This is a genomic window from Pseudomonas sp. 57B-090624 (genome assembly GCF_003234055.1).
In the GTDB taxonomy this organism is placed as follows: Bacteria; Pseudomonadota; Gammaproteobacteria; order Pseudomonadales; family Pseudomonadaceae; genus Metapseudomonas; species Metapseudomonas tohonis.
On sequence record NZ_QKRU01000019.1, the window covers coordinates 1 to 17,678 of the forward strand.

Annotated in this window: 23 protein-coding genes, 1 other RNA gene and 1 pseudogene; 1 reads left to right on the forward strand and 24 read right to left on the reverse strand. The window is 66.0% G+C overall.

Annotated features, from left to right (window positions below):
• The 23 genes and pseudogenes from DMX10_RS11610 to DMX10_RS11725 form a co-directional block, all read right to left on the reverse strand.
• Positions 1-403 (reverse strand): annotated as a pseudogene (locus DMX10_RS11610) (phage head morphogenesis protein); the annotation flags it as partial.
• Positions 400-1,968, reverse strand: coding sequence for a DUF935 domain-containing protein (locus tag DMX10_RS11615; RefSeq protein WP_111261209.1), 1,569 nt, complete (start codon positions 1,966-1,968; stop codon positions 400-402). The gene DMX10_RS11615 and the pseudogene DMX10_RS11610, both read right to left, overlap by 4 nt.
• Positions 1,968-3,542, reverse strand: a complete 1,575-nt coding sequence (locus DMX10_RS11620) for a hypothetical protein (protein WP_256604793.1) — start codon at positions 3,540-3,542, stop codon at positions 1,968-1,970. Before DMX10_RS11620 ends, DMX10_RS11615 begins: the two co-directional genes overlap by 1 nt.
• The gene (locus DMX10_RS11625) at positions 3,539-4,051 is read right to left on the reverse strand and encodes a DUF3486 family protein (protein ID WP_111261210.1); all 513 of its coding nucleotides are present in this window, start codon (positions 4,049-4,051) and stop codon (positions 3,539-3,541) included. Before DMX10_RS11625 ends, DMX10_RS11620 begins: the two co-directional genes overlap by 4 nt.
• A 4-nt stretch (positions 4,052-4,055) precedes the next feature.
• Entirely contained in the window at positions 4,056-4,364 is a 309-nt protein-coding gene (locus DMX10_RS11630) for a hypothetical protein (RefSeq protein WP_111261211.1), read from the reverse strand.
• On the reverse strand, positions 4,357-4,677 hold the full coding sequence (locus DMX10_RS11635; protein ID WP_256604794.1) for a hypothetical protein: 321 nt from the start codon (positions 4,675-4,677) through the stop codon (positions 4,357-4,359). Before DMX10_RS11635 ends, DMX10_RS11630 begins: the two co-directional genes overlap by 8 nt.
• Complete coding sequence (locus DMX10_RS11640; RefSeq protein ID WP_111261212.1) at positions 4,677-5,294, reverse strand: DNA-packaging protein; 618 nt, start codon at positions 5,292-5,294, stop codon at positions 4,677-4,679. Before DMX10_RS11640 ends, DMX10_RS11635 begins: the two co-directional genes overlap by 1 nt.
• Complete coding sequence (locus tag DMX10_RS11645; protein WP_111261213.1) at positions 5,291-5,794, reverse strand: lysozyme; 504 nt, start codon at positions 5,792-5,794, stop codon at positions 5,291-5,293. The genes DMX10_RS11640 and DMX10_RS11645 overlap by 4 nt, the downstream gene beginning before the upstream one ends.
• A gap of 397 nt (positions 5,795-6,191) precedes the next feature.
• The gene (locus tag DMX10_RS11655) at positions 6,192-6,641 is read right to left on the reverse strand and encodes a Mor transcription activator family protein (RefSeq protein ID WP_111261215.1); all 450 of its coding nucleotides are present in this window, start codon (positions 6,639-6,641) and stop codon (positions 6,192-6,194) included.
• Positions 6,638-7,057, reverse strand: a complete 420-nt coding sequence (locus tag DMX10_RS11660; protein WP_111261216.1) for a gp16 family protein — start codon at positions 7,055-7,057, stop codon at positions 6,638-6,640. Before DMX10_RS11660 ends, DMX10_RS11655 begins: the two co-directional genes overlap by 4 nt.
• Before the next feature lie 15 nt (positions 7,058-7,072).
• Positions 7,073-7,145, reverse strand: an RNA gene (locus DMX10_RS11665) — hammerhead ribozyme type II.
• On the reverse strand, positions 7,144-7,386 hold the full coding sequence (locus DMX10_RS11670; protein WP_111261217.1) for a hypothetical protein: 243 nt from the start codon (positions 7,384-7,386) through the stop codon (positions 7,144-7,146). The genes DMX10_RS11665 and DMX10_RS11670 overlap by 2 nt, the downstream gene beginning before the upstream one ends.
• A gap of 11 nt (positions 7,387-7,397) precedes the next feature.
• A complete protein-coding gene (locus tag DMX10_RS11675) occupies positions 7,398-7,874 on the reverse strand; it encodes a hypothetical protein (protein WP_111261218.1) in 477 nt (158 codons plus the stop codon).
• A complete protein-coding gene (locus tag DMX10_RS32945; RefSeq protein WP_178082941.1) occupies positions 7,874-8,284 on the reverse strand; it encodes a hypothetical protein in 411 nt (136 codons plus the stop codon). The genes DMX10_RS11675 and DMX10_RS32945 overlap by 1 nt, the downstream gene beginning before the upstream one ends.
• 1 nt (position 8,285) lies before the next feature.
• Positions 8,286-8,492 carry a hypothetical protein gene (locus DMX10_RS11685; protein ID WP_111261219.1) on the reverse strand — a complete coding sequence of 69 codons (207 nt, stop codon included), beginning with the start codon at positions 8,490-8,492 and terminating at the stop codon, positions 8,286-8,288.
• Positions 8,492-9,127 (reverse strand): DUF3164 family protein, encoded by a 636-nt coding sequence (locus DMX10_RS11690; protein ID WP_111261220.1) that lies wholly within the window; start codon positions 9,125-9,127, stop codon positions 8,492-8,494. The genes DMX10_RS11685 and DMX10_RS11690 overlap by 1 nt, the downstream gene beginning before the upstream one ends.
• 16 nt (positions 9,128-9,143) lie before the next feature.
• Positions 9,144-9,446 carry a hypothetical protein gene (locus DMX10_RS11695; protein WP_111261221.1) on the reverse strand — a complete coding sequence of 101 codons (303 nt, stop codon included), beginning with the start codon at positions 9,444-9,446 and terminating at the stop codon, positions 9,144-9,146.
• The gene (locus DMX10_RS11700) at positions 9,433-9,813 is read right to left on the reverse strand and encodes a hypothetical protein (RefSeq protein ID WP_111261222.1); all 381 of its coding nucleotides are present in this window, start codon (positions 9,811-9,813) and stop codon (positions 9,433-9,435) included. Before DMX10_RS11700 ends, DMX10_RS11695 begins: the two co-directional genes overlap by 14 nt.
• Complete coding sequence (locus DMX10_RS11705) at positions 9,810-10,550, reverse strand: hypothetical protein (protein WP_178082942.1); 741 nt, start codon at positions 10,548-10,550, stop codon at positions 9,810-9,812. The genes DMX10_RS11700 and DMX10_RS11705 overlap by 4 nt, the downstream gene beginning before the upstream one ends.
• Positions 10,550-11,269: an AAA family ATPase gene (locus tag DMX10_RS11710; protein ID WP_069559785.1), complete on the reverse strand. Its 720-nt coding sequence runs from the start codon at positions 11,267-11,269 to the stop codon at positions 10,550-10,552. The genes DMX10_RS11705 and DMX10_RS11710 overlap by 1 nt, the downstream gene beginning before the upstream one ends.
• 16 nt (positions 11,270-11,285) lie before the next feature.
• A complete protein-coding gene (locus DMX10_RS11715; protein ID WP_178082943.1) occupies positions 11,286-13,346 on the reverse strand; it encodes a DNA-binding protein in 2,061 nt (686 codons plus the stop codon).
• Complete coding sequence (locus DMX10_RS11720) at positions 13,333-13,773, reverse strand: hypothetical protein (RefSeq protein ID WP_111261223.1); 441 nt, start codon at positions 13,771-13,773, stop codon at positions 13,333-13,335. Before DMX10_RS11720 ends, DMX10_RS11715 begins: the two co-directional genes overlap by 14 nt.
• A gap of 2 nt (positions 13,774-13,775) precedes the next feature.
• Positions 13,776-14,114: a helix-turn-helix domain-containing protein gene (locus DMX10_RS11725; RefSeq protein WP_111261224.1), complete on the reverse strand. Its 339-nt coding sequence runs from the start codon at positions 14,112-14,114 to the stop codon at positions 13,776-13,778.
• Positions 14,115-14,346: 232 nt separating this feature from the next.
• Between DMX10_RS11725 and DMX10_RS11730 the strand changes: the two genes are divergently transcribed.
• Positions 14,347-15,009 carry a helix-turn-helix transcriptional regulator gene (locus DMX10_RS11730; RefSeq protein ID WP_111261225.1) on the forward strand — a complete coding sequence of 221 codons (663 nt, stop codon included), beginning with the start codon at positions 14,347-14,349 and terminating at the stop codon, positions 15,007-15,009.
• Between the two features lie 570 nt (positions 15,010-15,579).
• Here DMX10_RS11730 and DMX10_RS11735 read toward each other — a convergent pair.
• Entirely contained in the window at positions 15,580-17,661 is a 2,082-nt protein-coding gene (locus DMX10_RS11735; protein ID WP_111261226.1) for a TonB-dependent receptor, read from the reverse strand.
• Positions 17,662-17,678: the final 17 nt, after the last annotated feature.

Here is a 17,678-nt window from a genome sequence, read left to right on the forward strand (position 1 = left end):
TGGTGCGCTGGATTCGGTCCCATTGGCCAGCCGCTTGGGCGGTCCGCAGGTTCACGTCATAGATGACCTGCAGGCGTCGCGGGCTGCCGAGCTGGACGTCGCGATCTTCACCGGTCAACGGATCTCGCAACGTCGCACGGCCCCACCAGCCCAATCGCTCCAGGAGCGGTTGCAGGTTGCCGCGAAACTCGCCGAATGCCTGGCCTTCCTGGACCGCTTCGTCCACGGCCGCGCGGATCGCTTCCAGGATGTCCAGGCGCATGGCCTTGGCCACCGTCCAGGCGATGGCGTGCTCTTCCCGCCACACGTCCCGATGGTCGAAGCCGACCCGGTAGCCCTTCGCTCGTAGATAGTCCAGGGCCTCCTGGGGCACCGGCCCCGGCGTCTCGACGGTCGTAGTCACTGACGGCCCCCATCACCCATAGCCCGCCCCTTGAACGCCGCCAGGGCCAACGCCTCGACTAGCTGGGTGTCGTCCATCTCGTCCAGGAGGTCGGCCAGGCCGGCGCGGAACTCTTCAAACGTGGTCGAGCGCTGGGCCAGCTGCTGCAGCGGATCGAGCACCGGACGCACCAGCGGTTGCCACTCGCTCAGCTCCTCCCTGACTAGGTCGTCGATGGCGTCTCTCTGCTCCTCGGCATTCAGGGCAACTCGCTGGCTGCCACACGCGCCACAGGCACAGGGTTTCTGCTGGTTCATTGCCGGCAGTTGCGTGACTGCTCCGGCAGGGCGCAGGGTCGCCGCACCTTTCTCTGGTGCTGCCAAGCCGAATCGGTCCAGGATCGCCGAGGACTCCACTTGCAACCCGCGATCAATGAAGGGGGTCAGCGCGTCAGCCAGCGCCTTGAGGTCCTCTGGCTCGGTCACCTGCAGGGCTGCGGTCGGGTAAGCCTTCTGCGGCCCGTAGTTCAGGTCGACGAACACGCGCACCAGGTCGCGGTTAATCGTCGTCATCACCTGCTTGGCGTCGGCCTTCAGGATGTCGCGGCGCACTTCGTTGTGCACGTTGGCCTGGCTCTGGCTCGACCCGTTGTCGGTCGTCATCGTCTGGCCTAAGACGGCTTTGGACACCTGGCGATCCAGCCACTCGGCTAGGCGTTCGAACAGCTCGGCGCCACCGGCCGCGTTGGCGATCTCCTGGAACTCCACCCGCATGCTGTCCGGCATGATGGCGGCGGCGTCGCTGGCCAACTGGGTGACGGCCCGGCGCAGCACGGCAATGTCGTCGGGCTTCGCTCCAGGACCATAACGGCCAATCCGCAACGGCATGCCGAAAAGCTCGCCGTAGCGCATCCAGTCCTTCAGCGAGAACGATTTGCACATGACCGCGACAGCGACCAGGCGGGCGACGCCGCCCCGGATCGGCAAGCCGGACTTGAGGCGCGGCGTGTGGATGATCAGTCGGTCTTTGGGCAGCTCCTGACCCTGGCCGGTGTTGTCCAGGAGCTGCAGCCGTTTGCCCGTCAATCGGTCGAACTGGAACCACCGAGGGTCGCGGTGCTCATACCCGCTCGGCCACAGCTGGCCATCCCGGTATTGCCAGATCGGCTCAACGACCGAATAGCCTTTGCCGATGGCGTCGAGTAGGTCGTCGAGCATGTCGCCAAACTCCGGCGCCTCTACAAGGCGGCGCACCGCTTCGGCGATTTCCTCGTCGCGCGCATCGGTGCTTGCCGCCTCGACGGCAATGGGCAGCCCTGCCACCGCACGCTTGCGCGTGCCCAGCACGGACGCATAGTGCGGGTCTTTCTCCTCCATCTCCTCGGCCAGCGTCAGGTAATCGCGGGCGTCCCCCGTGGCGGCCGCCTGCAGGATGGAACGCAAGCGGCTGGGGTCCAGAGCGGTGGCAATGGTGTCGGTGTTGTACGCCATATGCGCGCCCATGGCGGTGGCGTGGATAACCTCCTGGAGCAGATCAGCGCGGCGCATCGGGCGGCCGTGCTGGTCCAGGATCGTGGATTCGTTCATCAGAGCATTCCTCTAATGCCCCAGCCTGACGCCGGGTCATCGTCGTAATCGAAGCCATTGGTGGCCGGCGCGGTAAGGCGAACCGGTGTGTAGGCGTAAAGCTCGATGTCCATGCGGCTGGCGAACCTGGCCAGGGCGATGGCTATACCGGCGTCGCCGTGCCGCTTGCCGCTACCGCCTTCCTCTTGTGTGCGGGTGTCGGGAATCCTCGCCACGCCCTTGACCAGCTTGAACGCCCGCAGGTCGCCGATAACGTCCCGGTCAGCGGGCAGGTCGTAGAGCGTGCCGTCCTCCAGATCGGCCTTGAGGCCGGGCATGTTGTCGCGATACCAGCCTTCACTTAGCTTCACTTGGCTGATTCGGTTGTGCCCGTACTCGACAGCGGCGGCCTCGGCCAGGGCCGCGCCGTTGCCGCCAGCATCGTTGGCGCCGGCCATGAAGTTGGGCAGGCGGCTGACGATGTAGAACAGAATCTGTTCCTGCTGCTTGAACGGTACGTTCCTTAGCTCGACCAGGAAGGGTGGGCGCTTCCTCCCGCTTTGCTCCTGGACAAGGGGCACGATCACGGACAGGTCGCGGTTGCGCGCAAAGTCCATCCCGTAAAAGCTCCATAGGTCCTTCGGGAGCTGTGCCAAAAGCGGTGCGAGTTCGCGCTCGCACCAGGCGAGCGAATCAGCCAGGCGCAGTGGCTCGCTGATGACTTCATAGCCGGGCTTATAGGCCAGGCGCAGAACGGGCACGCCGATGCGGCTGCGCTGCTCCAGGATGGCCAGACTCAGGTAAGTGCCGCCGCCCTGGGACGGGATGCAGTCGAGTTCTTCCTCGGCGTCATCGCCATAGAAGGCGTACACGTCCTTGACCCACTCGTGCTGTTCGTCCTTGACCCAGGGAATACCCTTGCGCAGACAAACGCGGTGATAGAGCCCGTCATCCACCGCCTCCTGGAACGTGCAGCGGAACAGCTCGCCCTTGCGCTTGCCGGCACGAATCTCCTCGATCAGCTCGTTGAACGCGTTGTCGGTGCCGTCGTGGGTGCTGATGATGTGCACCTCACCACCCCAGATCAGTAACGCCAAGGCGGCCTTGAGTAGCGCCGCCAGGTCGGCATGGAATGCGGCCTCATCAATCACAACGATGCCCTGGCGACCCCGCAGGTTGCTGGGGCGACTGGTCAACGCAACGATGCGGTGCCCTGCAGGAAAGGTGATGGTGTACGTCTTGATGTTCTTGTCGGCGGTCTCGTCGGGCCAGATGCCTTCCTCGACCTCGCCGGCGGCGTAGTCGAATGCCCGTGCCCACATGGCGCATGCCTGGATGTATTCAACGGTCATATCCTGGTTGTAGCCGAGGTAATAGACCGTCTGCCCGCCGGCCGCTTTGGATGCGGCGGCGACTAGGACGTTATCCGCCGCCTCCGCCCAGGTCAGGCCGATACGGCGGCTCTTCTCGCCGACCTTCAGCGGGGCGCGGATGCCAATCCAGCGTTGCTGATAGCCCAGCAGCACGGGCGGCGCACTGGCCTTTGCCGTGTTGGACACCATGCCATAGAGCGGATCGTTGGCCTTGGCACTCATGCCGCAACCCCCAGGATTTCCCGGCGGATGGCGTCCACGGTCTCGGCCGTCAAACCTCCCTTGCGGGCGATTTTCTCGACCTTCGCGGCGGCACTCTCGGCCCGCTCGCGGACCTCAGCTTGCCATTTCTTCTGGACCACAGATGCACGCCCCAGCTCGGCCACGGCCTTAGCCACCTTGGGCAGGTCGACCTTGCCATCTGCGGCCATCAGCATATTGAACAGCTGTTCCTGGACCAGGCGCATCAGCGCTTCGTTGACGGCCCCCTCTTCATCCGGGGCAGCGGTAACGACCGCCTTGGCCTGCTCGCTGGCCATGCGCAGACGGGACAGACGATCTTCGAACGTCTGCCCGTAGGCGTGCAGCGCGCTTTTGCCGATGCTGTAGCCACGGTCGGCCAGTTCGGCCGACAGGGCTTCGTATCCGCTGAAGTTGCTTTCCACTAGCACCTGGTCGAGCCAGGATTTCACCTCGGCCGGCAGGGCGGCCACTTTGCTGCGCGGCGGCATGGGGTCAGCCTCGCAAAGGGCGAGCGATGCCAGGGCGGCAGTCTGTGGAGTACTCGACAACGTCCACGCCGAAATGGGTTAGACCGCAAATCCATTGGCCGTCCGGGCGCTTGTCCAGGGTGACAAGGCGACGGTCCAGCAGGTAATCCAGTTGGCGGCGCACCTCCAGCTGGGTGGCGTCGGGCCAAATTGCCTGGATGGTGTTAAGCACCAGGGATTCGTGCGGATCAACGGGCCGCGTGTTGTCTAGGGTTCGGAGGATGTACCAGCGCATCGATTCGCGGCGGACCTTCTCCAGGTCGATATCACTCATTTTGCTTTGCTCCTTTCAGCTGGACGACTTCGAGCTTGTCCCGCAGCCCGTCTAGCTTGGCTTCGATTACTGTTTGGTTGCGCACGTAGTCCTGGCGGTGCACGTACTGCATGGGCATTTCTGCTTGGAATCGCAGCAGTTCGCGCTCTAGCTGCGCGATCCGGGCCAGTTCCCTATCCATACCGGCGAAGCGCTCGCCGAGCCGCTTTTCCATCTGGCCAAGCAGTTGCTTCACCAGGAACAGAAAGACGGTGCAGGCGACCCCTACCAGCGAGATGGCCCAGGTCACGGCCTGGGTGAAGTCCATTTGCATCAGTGGTCCTCCAGGACGTCGATTAGGGCGTCGAGCTGTGCGGCTGTGGTGCGGCACTGCTCGGCGTAGCGGATGTGATGGCGCAGCAGGTCGGCGCGGCCGATGCCGGCGTCGAGCTGGTCAGCGGCTCCGGCGTCGGCGGACGTCGCAGCAGCTCCGCCGGAATGGGCGGGCATTGCGGCACCGGTTGCTTCGTCCCACACGCGGACAAAGCCACGAGTGAAACGGCAGTCAGGCAGAGGCACAGGCGGCGCATCGAGCGCCGCCCGGTAGAGGTCGTTAACACGGGCTATCTCTCCGGTGAGTCGGTCGGTGTTTTGGCGGTACTGGCGTTGCTGGTCGGCGAGCCTGGCGGCAACCTGGTCGGCGCGCTGGGTCTGCTCGCGTAGTGCGTTCGCGGCGGCTTTGGCATCGGCGGCCGCCTGCAGGGCGCGGGCAGCGTCAGCGTTGGCGTGCTCCATGCGGAGCTGTTCCAGGGCGGCCTGGCCCTTCGCCTCGGCCAGTGCATAGCCGGTGTCGTGGGCGTCATGTAGCGCAGTGAGAAAGGCCCATAGGGCGATCATCAGCAGGCCCGCCACAAAGGGAACCTTGAACCACGGGGAGCTGAAGGCGCTCATAGCCCGCCCTCGCACAGCTGGCGTTCAGCCGCCCGACGCTTAACCAGGCCGCCCAGCTGGCGGCCCGCCGCGCTGGTCCAGTTGCTGAGCTGGGCGCACGCCTCAGCCACCCGGCCGGCCTGCAGGTGCAGCAGCATCGTGGAATGGCGGCCGTTCTTGAGCCACACGAAACCGTCCTTGACGCCAGGGGCGCCGGGGCCGGTGTTGTAGATGAACGACAGGAAGGCGGCCAAGGTCTTGGCCGACAGTGTGTCGGCGACCTGGTCGGGCACCCAACGGGCGAAGACCTCGGCCGCTTCCTCCAGGCCCTTGCGGGTGTAGGCGTCGCACTGGGCATCGGTGGCCTTGTCGCCGAGCCGGACGCCTCGGGTCCAGCCGTCGCAGATCGTGGGTTTGCCGATGGGGTCCCGGTAGGCCAGCAGATTGCGGCCTTCGTAGTACCCAACGAATGGGGTAGCAATAGCGATTGCGGCCGCGAGCACGCGGGCCTTAATTCCCATGGGAGTCTCCTACCAGTGCGCGCAGAGCGGCCAGGTGGCGGTTGCCCACCTCGGGCTCTGAGCGGGGGTGATTGGTGATGTTGGTGTGTCGATCAGAGGGGCGGGATGCACGCGGCGGCCGCTCGTTGGCGGCGGCGTGTCGCTCTTCGCGGTGGCGGCGGTACGCCTGCATGCGCGCCCAGGCGTCTTTAACGTGTGTCTCTGCCTGCTCGCGCCATTCGGGCGGGCAGCGCTCCAGGAGCTGGATACGCCGCTCCCGCGACGGCTCCGCCAGGATGGCGGCCGCGTAGTCGCGAGGGGAACACAGACGGGTGGGGGGAGTTGTTTTGATCATGCCGCTATGGTGGGCGGCAGCGTCCCGGCGGCATTAGCTGACCGGTGTCAGTAACTGCCCGTTCTAGTTGAATAGATCGGGCGTTACCGGGTGCTCGTCGTAGATGTCGAGCGGCGGGGTTTTCAGGATGCGCCAGACGTGGCGGTCGCTCATTTCGTAGGTGCGGGCCAGCTCGTTGACCACGGTATTGGTGCTCACACCCTCTCGCACTGCCTGGTCGAATTGGCGGTGAATCTCGGCATCGCGCAAGCGGCGGATGGCCTTGTCGCATTTAGGGATGTAGACGACCTCCCGCTCATTCATCAGGAACGTGAGCCGGCGGGCCGCGTCTTCGCCGACGATTTCCTCCAGGGCTGCGACGCGAGCCTGGCCGTGGCGGCCATGGCCCTGGGCAAAATACCAACTCGTCCCGCCCAGTTGCTCGACCAGGCGCAGCGCGGCAGCCAGGCCCACCGCATCGGCGATGCGCTGGACAGCCGACGGCAGCAGGTCGCGGGCGCTCTCGATGTTCACCGGGTCCTCCCGTGGCGTTGTGCGTCGTAGGCCAGGGCGGCTACCAGGCGGCGTAGTTGGTCAGGGTTGCACCACTCCACGCGCTCGACCTGGAACATGCGCCGCGCGATTCCGTCGGCGTAGGCGATGGAGCGCTCGGCCTCGGCAAGCTGTGCGTTGATCTTGCCGATTAGGGCGGCACGCTCGGGTGCGGGCTCTGCGGTCTGGCGCCTCTTTGCGGGCGCAGCCTTGGCGCTGGTGGACTTGAAGCCCAGGCGCTCCAGCTCGGCCAGTACGCGGCCGATCTGCCGGGGAGTCAACGCTTTGGACGACTCGACGCCCGCCGTGCGCATCAGCATGGCGCGGTAGGCGTCATCGTCCATGTCCAGCTGGCGCCGGGCGATTTGAATCAGTGTCAGTCCGGGGCGTTTCGCCATTGTCTCTTCCTCGGGTTCGGGCTGCTCATCAGTACCGGGCCACCACGCCCGGCAGACCATCCCCGGCCAGGCCGGGGTGGTTTCGCTCAGTGCAGGGTGCGATTGGCGGGCACTGGTAGTGCTTCGCTTTCTGCCTCCCGGCGGGCCTTGCACTTCGGGCATGGGCATTCACCCGCCGCGCTGCGGGCCGTGGCGACAGCCTCGGCCAGGACGCCGAGCAGGCTCGCTGCAACGGTGCCGGCCGGGGTGCTGTTGAGGGTGGCGGTGCTGGCCAGCTTGATAGTCAGGCCGTCGTCTTCGTCGGTGATGGTGAGGGTGTGTTGGGCCATGGCTTTGCCTCCTAGCGCTGGCGCTTGAATGTGATGCGGAAATCGCGTGCCACCTGGCGCGCGTCTTTCTCGGTGATGCCGACCGCCTTGGCGGCGACCGCAGGCGACGCCCCCAGTGCGGCCTGGACCATGAGCCGCGCGGCAAGCTGTGCGGCGGGTACGTCGGCGGCCCGGCGCTTTGCCTGCGGCCGCGCCGGGGCGGGCAGCACGGCTGGCACCGGAACCATCTCCAGTACGGTTTCGGGTTCGGGTGTCGGCTGGGCCTGGGGGATGGGGTCAGGCCGCTGGAACAGGTGCGAATAGACCGGCGTGCGCTTGGGGTTGATGACCCACGGCTGGTGGTCCTTCATCTGGTAGCCGACGCGTTCGATGCGGCCGCCCTTTGCCAAAAACTCGGCGGTCGCCTGCTCGATGCGTTCGCGCTCGGCGTCCAGGTGCGACGACTTCAGCGGAAGCGGGTCGGCCGAGGTGTCGTGATAGCGTTGCATCAGGCCTCCCCAGCGACAGCAGCCGCCTTTTCGAGTCGACGGATGCGGCTGCGCAGCTTGGTAACCACCGCTTGCTGCACGCCGGGAACCTCCAGGGCCGCCCGGCATTGGGCCAGGGTGAAGTGCTCCAGGGCGTGCAGGCGGCTTGTCACGTCGACTGCGCCATACGTGCGCCCCGGTTGGTTGAACGGGTTGATCAGTTCCATCGCGGTGACCACGTAACGCAGCATGCGAGCCGGCCCGCCGTCCGGGACCTTCACCATGGGGCACACGCCAATGGCCAGCCCGGACACTTCGCAGCCACGCCAGACGGCCGCCTGGTAGGGCCGGGAGTCGACCACCATGCCGTTCTGGTCCACGTCCCACTCCAGGAAGTCCTGGCCCTTGTCTTCAAAGTGGATGATTTGCATGTCACAGCTCCTCGCCTAAGCGCAGTCGCTCTAACAGCTCCGCAGCCTTGGCCGCGCGCTCCCCCGTCACCACGGCGACCACGAAGTCTTTGCCGCTGTCCAACTCCAGGTGCACGACATCGAGCGCTTCGGCGTCGGTCGATTCGGCGTCCTCCACCAAGTCCAGGACGGTGGTCGTTTTCCACTTCATGTGGCTGAGAAGGCCCATCAGTGCACCTCCTGCGGATTGATCTTGGCGATGTCCAGGCTGATGGGGACGTACTGGTCGGTATCGCCTACGCGCTCGTAGAGGCGCAGATAGGAGGTGGTGCTGGCCACCTGGCACGCCTCGCCAATCGCGGTCATGGCGCGTTTCCAGCGCTCGTCGTCGATGGCCAAGCGGCGCAGAGCCAGGACGCTAGCGGTGCGAATCTCACCCTTCGTGTCGGTACGGAATGCGTCGTTGATCAGCAGCGTGACCTCGGGGCGGGCGCCCTCGGTCCAGTCAGCCAGGCATTCATCGATCAGGGCGCGGGCCGCTTGCAGGCGTTCGTCAAAGACGATGCTGTCGGCCTTGGCCCGGATGACCTTGTAACGGCCGTCAAAGGTCACCAGCGTGACATTGCCCTTTTTGCCGCCCAGGTGAACGTCGTACTGCTCCGCGCTCAGGTCGACGAACGCGTCGACATCGCCGAACGCGGAGGCCTTGAAGTGGGCCAGCTCCTGGTTGAGTTCGTAGGCGCGGCCCACCAGTTGGCGCACCAGTCGGTCACGCTCCTGGTCGATGGGTTTGATCATCTCGATGGGGACTAGACGGCCTTGGGCGTCGCGCCACAGGCCGGGTTGAATTTCGGGGGATTGCATCGTGTGTCTCTCCTGCTCAATGCATGGTGTCGCGGTAGCTAATGGGCTCGCGCCATTCCAGGGTTACGCCCCGGAACAGCACGCTGTATCGGGTACTGCCGGCGCTGGGGTGCCGATGAAAGCCGCCGTCGATCAGCCGTTGCTCCAGGAGCCAGCGGCCGTCGGCCGGGCCCACCTCCAGGCGGTTCTCGACCGGGTGGAACGCGGCGATGCGCACCCCCAGCCGCTGCAACTCACGGGCGGCGCTGTTGAACGCGGCGAGGCTGGCCCGCAGGGCGCTGGTCAGCACGACAAGGGGACGGGGCTCAGTGGCGGCCATGGCTCTTCTCCGTACAGTTGGGGTTGTGTGGGCAGTGCTGGCATGCCCGCCAGTGATGCATGGCGGGTGGGTTGTGAGTCGGTGCTGGGCGCTCGCGGTAGCTTTGGCACTGCGCGCTGTCGATGACCCCGCCCAGGGCGACGCACTCGATGCGACCAAGGGCTTTCAGGACGCGGCGCTCGATGCGCGCCGTGCTGGGGGACGGGTAGCGGTTTTGCAGGGCCAGGGTCACCGCCGTGCGGCTGATGCCGACACGCTCGGCCACGCGGCTGCGGGTACTGCGCTCCACCTCGCGGGCGAGCAGCGCGATCCACTGCGGGGGCGCCTCGCCCCAGGCGGACAGGTCGACGCGGGCAGCGCTGCTCATGGGCGGTCCCCCTGTGCAAGGACGGCCTCGATGTCGGCCAACTCGCCTTCCGTCAGCGTGGGGGACAGCCCCCGACCTGCGACCATCGCCAGCAGCTCGCGCATGCGCCGGTTCTCGGCACGCAAAGCCGCCAGGCTGTCCTGCCCCTTGGCCCACACCACCTGGTCGAGGTTCGGGTCGTAGACCTGCTCATAGGTACTGCGTTGGTAGATGGGGTGCAGTGGGCCGGTGTTACGGCCAGGCATCAACCGATAGCGCGCGGGGTTGCCTGGGGTGCCGCCGTCGCGGGTGACGTAGCCGGCCAGGGTCAGGCCCTGGAGGTACACGCGGGCCGCCCCTTCGGTGATGGCGGCGCCGCCCACCTGGGCCTGTGCTGCTGCCTCGGCTGCGCTCAGCTCGCCCAGGATGCGCAGCGCACGCCAAATGCATTCGACGGCCTCGGGGGGCTGGCGCTCGCCGCGACGGTTCACGCGCGGCGCTTCGGCACCTTCATCCTGGAGCAGCTCCCACAGGGCGTCGCGTCCCATGGCGCGCACCTGGCTGACGATGCCGGCTTTGCACAGCGCCCGCAGGTAGTCGCGTACGGCTTCGTCATCCTGGCCACTGCGGCGGGATACGTTGTAGGTGGTGAGTGCCACGTCGCTGCGGGCCAGGGTGCGGATGGCCTGCCACATGTGCTGCCGGGGCAGCAGGCCGCCGGCCATGGACAGATGGACGGGCGTCTTGCCGGTACGCATCAGGCGATCCTCCGGGCCGGGGCCTCGCCAGTGAACCAGCCACGTTTGCCCCAGGCCGCCAGGTCCATGGTGGTGACGCCTGCGGCCTGTGCCTGGGTGTGGACCTGGTACAGGTTCACGACCGCCCGGCGCAGGCATCCGCGCACCTGGCGGTTGAGGTCGTCCAGCAGGTCGTCGGCCAGGGTGAGGTTGGGATAGGTGGTCTCGGCCAGCTCGCGCAGGTCCTCCAGTGCGGCGGGCTGGGCCGGCACCCATTCCAGGACCCGGTTGTGCAGGCGCTCCAGGCGGGCCAGGCTGGCGGGTACACGTTCCTCGCCGATCAGGACGATGGTGCCCTGGCTGGCGTTGTAGAGGTCGGTGAGGATGTTGGCCGCCGCTTTGTCTACCAGGTACTGGACGTCATCCACGATCAGCGGGCGGCCGCTGCGGCTGAGCTGCTCGGCGATCTGGTCGACCATCTCCGACAGGGTGCGGGCCGGGGTGATGGCCATCTCGCGTAGGACGCCCAGCAGGAAGGCCTTGCGGGTCCAGGCCTCGCGGCATTCAACGTAGTAGGCGCGGTGGCGGTTGGCGGCAAACGAGGCGGCGATGCTCTTGCCGTAGCCGGTGGGGCCGTACATGACGACCAGACCAGGCAGTCCAGCGGGGCGCAGCATGGCGCGGTTGATGGCGCTGGTGAGCAGGCCGACGTTGGTAAGGGGGGCGATTTTGGTAGTCATCGTGCGTTACTCCTGGTCAAGCGTGGGCCGTTGAGGCGGCCGTGAATTCGTACATGTCGAGGATGTCGAGGTATTCGGGGGTGTCGGGGTAGCTGCGGTGCCAGCGGCTGGCCTCGTCGTCCAGCAGCTCGCCGGACGCGACGCGGGCGTCGAGGCGCTTCCACAGGCGGTAACGGGCCATTGAGTCGCCGGGCACCTGGAAGGCGTCGGCCTGTATGGCCTGGTGCCCAACGACCTGCTCGGCGTATTCCAGGGCCGCCTGCTTTTGTTCCGGGAGCAGGTTGGAACTGGGGCCAATAGCCTTTGGCACCAGCTCCAGACGTTGGCCGCTTGCTCTCTCAATCTTCTCGATGCCGCGCTTCAGCTGCCCTTGAGCCAGTCGCTCGCGGGCCTTCTGAATGCGGTTCAGTGGCTGGTAGTCCTCGGCGTTCCCGTCGATCAGCGCCTCGCCGATCAGCTCGCCGGCCAGGGTGCGCACCCAAATGCGGCTGGCGTCGTGGACGTCGTAGGCGATGCGGACGTCTTCGCCGTGCAGGTTGCGCAGTTCGTCCAGGAAGTAGCGATTACCGTCCCAGGCGATTTCGCCGCGCAGGGTGCGCCGTACCACCTGCGGCCGCATGAGGTCGCTCACCAAGTCCGGCGGCGCCAGCATCGGCTCCCAGCCGCTGGAGCGAGCGGCCTCCCAAGCTTCGTTAGGGCTCATGTGGCGCAAGCGGCCGGTCTGCGGGTCGCGAATTTTTGCCAGCGCCCGGTGCGGCCGGTTGTTGTAGTCCTCGATCTCGACCGACGCGACGTCCATGAACTCGCTCAGGGTCGGGATAAGGCGGGTGGTGCCGTGGTCGCGTAGCTGTTGGCGGCTGATGCGGTGAACGCGGGTACCGGCGTGCTTGTCCATGTCGGCGCCGATGTAGCTAACCAGTCTCTTGGCCGCTGCCACCCACACGGTTTTATGGGCGCGCTCGATCAGGCCACGGGCCTGGCTGTTGTAGGGCAGCGCATGCACCATTTCCCCGCCCAGGCGGTCGACCACTTCGCGCACTGCGTCATTGGCAAACCCGCTGCCGTTGTCGACGTAGAACAGGGCGAACATGCCGCCGCGCTCGATGGCGTCACGCAGGGAGTGCATGACGTCGATGCTGTTCTCCGATTCGCCGACAGATACCCCCAGGATGCGCCGGGTCGCTACGTCCATGGTGGTGGTGACCTCTGGTCGGAACGGTTTGCCGGTGCGCGGGTTGATTACCTCGGCGTCGAATTTGTGGCCGTCCGCCGTGTACACGTCTCCCGGCATCAGGTTTTTGGTCGAGCGGCGGCGGAACGGCTTGAATGCTTTCAGTTCCTGAGGGCTGTAGCGACCACGCTCGCGGGCCTCGGGGCTCAGCTTGGCAAGGAAGCGGCGCACCTGGTGGATACTGGGGCGGTCGCCCTGGTACTTCTCCGCGAACTCGGCATAGGCACGCTCAACTGCCGGCTTGGTCGGTCGCTGGTAGCAGCGCAGGAAGTCGGGCGCCCAATCGGGAATGCCGAGGTCGGCTTTGCGGCGCTCCGGTGCCAGGCCGATTTCACCATCGGCGCGATAGCTGGCCAGCCACCGCTTTAGGGTGCGCTCGCTCAGAGTGCGGTCTGCTGTTTTGCGGTCGTTGGCGCGCGCCGCGCGGTCCTCCAGGTACTTGCTGAGCATGCCATCACGAGCCGCTTGGACGAGCGTCGTTATGGCCTTCTGCTGGCTGACAACCTGGCTCATGCGCTCAATCTCTCGCACGAAGGCAAGGCGGGCTGTCATGACGGCGCGCTGCTCATCGGTCAGGCGTGACACCGATATGTCATTACGCAGAGCTACGTCTTGGGCTGGAGCCTCGGCGGCCTGCTGCTGATCGGTCGTAACCAGTCGTGCCAAAAGTGCCGCTTGAGTCTCGGTGGGGAGAACTGCAAACGGGTACTCGATGGCCTTGGAGCCCAGGCGGCCCTGGCCCTCCCAACGCTCCCGCTTGGCGCGAATCTGAATCGCACGCTCAGTACCGGGCATTCCAGGCAGGCCCGCCAGTTCGCGGGAAGTGAACCACTTACGCACGGTCATCCCCCCCGATACGGCGCTTAAGCTCGCGGGCCTGGCGGCCTGCCTCGTCTCGGGCACGTTCAAGGCGCCCCAACTCGGCTAGCAGGGCATCGCGGCCGTAAGCCACGCGGCCGCCACGCTGGGTGACGAGCCAGTTGGTCAACAGGTGGCTAGCGCAAACCTCCTCAAGCAACGCGGCTCGATAGAAAGGGAGGTTATGGTCTGTACGGGCGGGGCTGGCCCAGGCATCGAGCATGGCCTTACTAACGTCATCGCCACTAAGACGCGACATGCGGGCCGCCACTTCGTAGCGGTCGATCCCGGCGGCCTTGAGCATCTCGCCGACTAGCTCGCTGACCTGGACCGAGTAATTGCCCTGGCCAGGGATAGCCAGAACCGGCTGGGGAATTTCGAAGAGGTCGAGGGTGCGGTCATCTTTGTGACGCATGTTTAGGCTCTCCCGACCGCTGTACGGTGCGAAACAGGAGAGTAACGGCTATCCTTGACGCCACTTCGCGGGAAACTCTCCGCGCGGTTTGGTCGTTTCCGGCTAGGGGTGCCATCTGCGTTCCAACGCTCGGGCCAAAGCTCTATCGGCTTCACGCCGAGCTTTGCAGCGATGGCGCGCTCTATGCGTGGGTACGGCGAATGCTTAACTGCACGGACGGCCCGGTCGGTCACGTCGAGTTGGCGTGCTAGCTCTGCGGGCGGACAGTCATGGACGCGTAACTGGTACTTGATCCACTCCCAGCGCTTGGCTGTGTCGAGTGGCATGTCGGCGATGTTCATCAGTAACAACCATCTTGGCGGGTGGTTTTTTTAGGCCGTCTAACAGCCTGTTACGGATAAACATAGCCACTATCAACTATGAGGTAAAGCGAAAAATGGCTTTTCGCTTTCCATAAGTGGCCTTGCGAATGCTGAAAATAGCTAACCCATTGATCTATATAGCTTTGCTTACAAAGCGAAATTTCGCTTTGTCTCCCGGCTGCGTTTCGTTTGGCCTGCGAGGTAAAGCGAAATGAGCGAAGGTATTGCTGCTCGGATACGCCTATGCGCAGACATGGCCGGAAGTGGCGATGAGTTGGCGCGACTTTCGTCTATTCCAAGGAGGACCCTGGAGTACTACCTGACGGGGCAGAGCGAGCCGAAGGTCTCTAGGTGCGTGGATATTGCTAAAGCAGTGGGGGTCGATATCGGTTGGCTTGCAACAGGCGAAGGCGAGCCGAAGCCAAAGGCACAGCAGCCGGCGCAGAGCGGTAACGACCTTTATGCATACGTGCCGCTATATGACGCCCGTTGCAGTGCGGGGCACGGTGCCTGGAACGAGCGCAGCCAGGTGCTGGTCAACCTGTCGTTTACGCATTACAGCCTACGGAAGAAGGGGCTAGCGCCCTCTGATCTGGCGTGTCTGCGTGTGGATGGGGACTCAATGACCGGCCTCCTGGAGGATGGGGACACGGTCATGATCGATCTGTGCCGCAACGCCCTGGAGGGTGAGGGTGTCTACGTTGTGATGCTGGATGACCACCTGTACGCCAAGCGCCTACAGCGGGACTTCGACGGCTCAGTCCGCATCATCAGCCATAACCGGGAGTATCGGGAAATCGTGGTGCCCAAGGAGCGCCTGGGCGAGTTGCAGATCATCGGGCGCGTAGTCTGGGCCGGCGGCTGGATGGTCTGACGGCAGGTTGTGCCAAACGGTTTGCGCGAGATGAACAGGGCTAGTTAAATCGCCCTGTTTCTATCTCGCGGCGGTTTGGCACCGTACCTCCTACCTGAGCCCGCGCCGTCCGGGCTCTTCCGGCATTCCCCGGCTTCTTCCGGCACCCCTCACCCTGTGCCATATCCCTAACCCCCTCACAACAGGCTTTCGTAGGATGGGTCGGGCGGCGTTCCGCGAGCGAAGCGAAACCCATGCGGTGGAGGTGGCACAAACCCTCGGGCGCCCGGAAAGCACCGTGCTTGAGCGCTTGCATTAAAACCACAACAGCTAATGCAGACAGCACCAATTCATTCGCCCGCCCTTGCCGTGGCACCGACTATCAACGGGCGTAGGGTGGAGGTCGCTTTTTACCTCCACCAGGCGGAGCCGGGACCAGCACGCGCTCATGCCCTGAGCCGTAGCCGAGGGGGAGCGCCCCGGGCTGAAGCCCGGGCTACGGGGCACGGGGGGCGCGAGCAGAGCTCGCTCCTACGGGTGGGATTTTCTTGGGCCGTAGGTCGGATGCAACCCGACGGGTTCGCGGACCCTTCAATCGAACGCGTATTCCACACCCGCTGCGACATACCAGGCCCGCCCCGGGCCGGGCTCGTAGTAGCGCTGGTTGCCGTCGCCGACGATGACCGAGCCGATGTAGCGGCGGTCCAGCAGGTTGTCCAGGCGCAGGGTCTGGCTGAAGGTCAGGCGCTCGAGTTTCTGCTCGAAGCGGGCGCGCCAGTTGAGCAGGGCGTAGCCGGGCGCCGGGCGGGCGCTGTTGCTGTCTTCCACATAGAGCTTGCTGCGGTAGAGACCCTCCAGCGCGGTGCTGATGCCCTCGCGCGGGCGCCATTCCAGTTCGCCCCAGAGGCTGGTGGCGGGCACGCCGGGCAGGTGGCGGCCGGCGGGGATGTCGCGGCCGCCGCTGGTGAAGCCCTGGTCGTAGGTGGCGCTGAGGCGGGTGTAGGCCAGGCGGGTGTGCAGGGTTTCGCCGAGCGCGCTGTCCACGGACAGCTCCAGGCCCTGGCGCCGGGTGCGCGCGGCGTTCTGGTAGCGGGTGCGGCCACCGCTGGCGGCATCCACCACCAGCTCGTCCTCGGTGTCGATGCGGAACAGCGCCAGGTTGAGGCGGGTGGCCTCGCCTACCAGGCTCTTGAGGCCCACTTCGTATTGCCGGCTGGTGGCCGCACCCAGGTCGAAACCGAAGCTGTCGCCGGGCCCTGAGTAGGACAGCTCGTTGAGCGTCGGCGTCTCGAAACCCTTGCCCCAGCTGGCGTAGAGGTTCAGCTCGGGCGTCAGCGCGTAGCTGGCGCCCAGGGTCGGGGTCAGGTCGCGGTAGGTGACCGAGCCGCTGTCGTCGCCGTTGCCAGGGCGGATGTAGTGGTCGTCCACGTCGAAGGCCACTTCGTTGTAGCGCAGGCCGCCCTGCAGGTTGAAATCCCCCAGGCGCCAGCCCAGCTGCAGGTAGGGGGCGATGCTGCTGACTTCGTCGCGCTCGTCCCGGCGCAGGTTGCCGTGCACGCCCAGCTGGGTGCCGACGAAGTTCTCGTAGCCCTGGCGGTCGTCGCTGGACTGGTCGTAGTCCACCCCGGTGGTGAGGGTGAGGTTGCCCAGGCCCGGGTCGAAGTCCTGCAGCCAGCGGGTGCTGGCGCCGTGGAAGCTGCGCTCGAAATCGATCACGCCGCCTGCGCTGCGCGGGCTGGCCTGGGCGGACGAGGGGATCGCCTGGTACTGGATCACCCGCCGCGTGCCGCCATAGAGGGTGGCCTGCCAGGTGCCGGCGGCGAAGGCGCGCTCGTAGTTGAGGCCGGCCTGGCGGTGGTCGATGGTCTTGCGCGTGTCGTAGTTCAGCGCCGCATCGGCGACGCCGCGCGGGTCGGCCTGGTAGCCGGCCCAGGTCAGGCCGAGCGGGTCCTGGGTGCCGTTCTGGTTCAGCTGGCTGAAGGTCAGCGCCAGCTTGCTTTCGCCGTCCGGGTAGAGGGTGAGCTTGGCGAAGCTCTTGTCCAGGGTGGCGGCGCTGTGCTTGCGGTAGCCGTCGCTCTCGTAATGGGACTGGTTGACCAGGAAGCCGCCCTGGTCGTTGCCGCCCTCGGCGGTGAGGCGGGTGCGGGAGGTGCCCCAGGCACCCTGGGAGGTTTCGCTGGAGACCTTGGGCGCGCCCTGGCCGTCGCGGGAGAACACCTGGATCACCCCGCCGGCGTTGCTGCCATAGATGCTGGCGAAGGGGCCGCGCAGCACTTCGATGTGGTCGAGGGTGTCGAGGTCGAAGGTGGCGGCCTGGCCCTGGCCGTCCGGGTTGGAGGCGGGGATGCCGTCGGCGATCAGCTTGATGCCGCGGATGCCGAAGGCCGAGCGGGCACCGAAGCCGCGCGAGGAAACCTGCAGGTCCTGGGCCTGGTTCTGGCGGTTCTGCACCACCAGGCCGGGCACCGCGTTGAGCGCTTCGGAGAGGTTGACCCCGGGTTGCCCGAGGCTGGCCTGCTCGCGCTCGATGCGATCGACGGAGAAGGGCAGGTCGAAGCCGCTGGCCGGGTAGCGGCTGCCGGTGATCACCAGCGGCTCGACCTGCAGCGTTTCGGCCTGGGCCAGCGGGGCGAGCGCCAGGGACAGCGCCCAGGCGGATCGATGAGTCGGCATGGGGGCGTCCTTGCGTG

Excerpts from the sequence above, each read along its gene's own strand:
- DMX10_RS11690 (WP_111261220.1), bottom strand. The coding sequence starts at position 9,127 with ATGCAATCCCCCGAAATTCAACCCGGCCTGTGGCGCGACGCCCAAGGC.
- DMX10_RS11705 (WP_178082942.1), bottom strand. The coding sequence starts at position 10,550 with ATGCGTACCGGCAAGACGCCCGTCCATCTGTCCATGGCCGGCGGCCTG.
- DMX10_RS11715 (WP_178082943.1), bottom strand. The coding sequence starts at position 13,346 with ATGACCGTGCGTAAGTGGTTCACTTCCCGCGAACTGGCGGGCCTGCCT.
- DMX10_RS11730 (WP_111261225.1), top strand. The coding sequence starts at position 14,347 with ATGAGCGAAGGTATTGCTGCTCGGATACGCCTATGCGCAGACATGGCC.
- DMX10_RS11645 (WP_111261213.1), bottom strand. The coding sequence starts at position 5,794 with ATGGGAATTAAGGCCCGCGTGCTCGCGGCCGCAATCGCTATTGCTACC.
- DMX10_RS11695 (WP_111261221.1), bottom strand. The coding sequence starts at position 9,446 with ATGGCCGCCACTGAGCCCCGTCCCCTTGTCGTGCTGACCAGCGCCCTG.
- DMX10_RS11735 (WP_111261226.1), bottom strand. The coding sequence starts at position 17,661 with ATGCCGACTCATCGATCCGCCTGGGCGCTGTCCCTGGCGCTCGCCCCG.
- DMX10_RS11700 (WP_111261222.1), bottom strand. The coding sequence starts at position 9,813 with ATGAGCAGCGCTGCCCGCGTCGACCTGTCCGCCTGGGGCGAGGCGCCC.
- DMX10_RS11670 (WP_111261217.1), bottom strand. The coding sequence starts at position 7,386 with ATGGCCCAACACACCCTCACCATCACCGACGAAGACGACGGCCTGACT.
- DMX10_RS11630 (WP_111261211.1), bottom strand. The coding sequence starts at position 4,364 with ATGAGTGATATCGACCTGGAGAAGGTCCGCCGCGAATCGATGCGCTGG.
- DMX10_RS11625 (WP_111261210.1), bottom strand. The coding sequence starts at position 4,051 with ATGCCGCCGCGCAGCAAAGTGGCCGCCCTGCCGGCCGAGGTGAAATCC.
- DMX10_RS11615 (WP_111261209.1), bottom strand. The coding sequence starts at position 1,968 with ATGAACGAATCCACGATCCTGGACCAGCACGGCCGCCCGATGCGCCGC.
- DMX10_RS11725 (WP_111261224.1), bottom strand. The coding sequence starts at position 14,114 with ATGAACATCGCCGACATGCCACTCGACACAGCCAAGCGCTGGGAGTGG.
- DMX10_RS11640 (WP_111261212.1), bottom strand. The coding sequence starts at position 5,294 with ATGAGCGCCTTCAGCTCCCCGTGGTTCAAGGTTCCCTTTGTGGCGGGC.
- DMX10_RS11720 (WP_111261223.1), bottom strand. The coding sequence starts at position 13,773 with ATGCGTCACAAAGATGACCGCACCCTCGACCTCTTCGAAATTCCCCAG.
- DMX10_RS11635 (WP_256604794.1), bottom strand. The coding sequence starts at position 4,677 with ATGCAAATGGACTTCACCCAGGCCGTGACCTGGGCCATCTCGCTGGTA.
- DMX10_RS11710 (WP_069559785.1), bottom strand. The coding sequence starts at position 11,269 with ATGACTACCAAAATCGCCCCCCTTACCAACGTCGGCCTGCTCACCAGC.
- DMX10_RS11685 (WP_111261219.1), bottom strand. The coding sequence starts at position 8,492 with ATGGGCCTTCTCAGCCACATGAAGTGGAAAACGACCACCGTCCTGGAC.
- DMX10_RS11660 (WP_111261216.1), bottom strand. The coding sequence starts at position 7,057 with ATGGCGAAACGCCCCGGACTGACACTGATTCAAATCGCCCGGCGCCAG.
- DMX10_RS11620 (WP_256604793.1), bottom strand. The coding sequence starts at position 3,542 with ATGAGTGCCAAGGCCAACGATCCGCTCTATGGCATGGTGTCCAACACG.
- DMX10_RS32945 (WP_178082941.1), bottom strand. The coding sequence starts at position 8,284 with ATGCAAATCATCCACTTTGAAGACAAGGGCCAGGACTTCCTGGAGTGG.
- DMX10_RS11675 (WP_111261218.1), bottom strand. The coding sequence starts at position 7,874 with ATGCAACGCTATCACGACACCTCGGCCGACCCGCTTCCGCTGAAGTCG.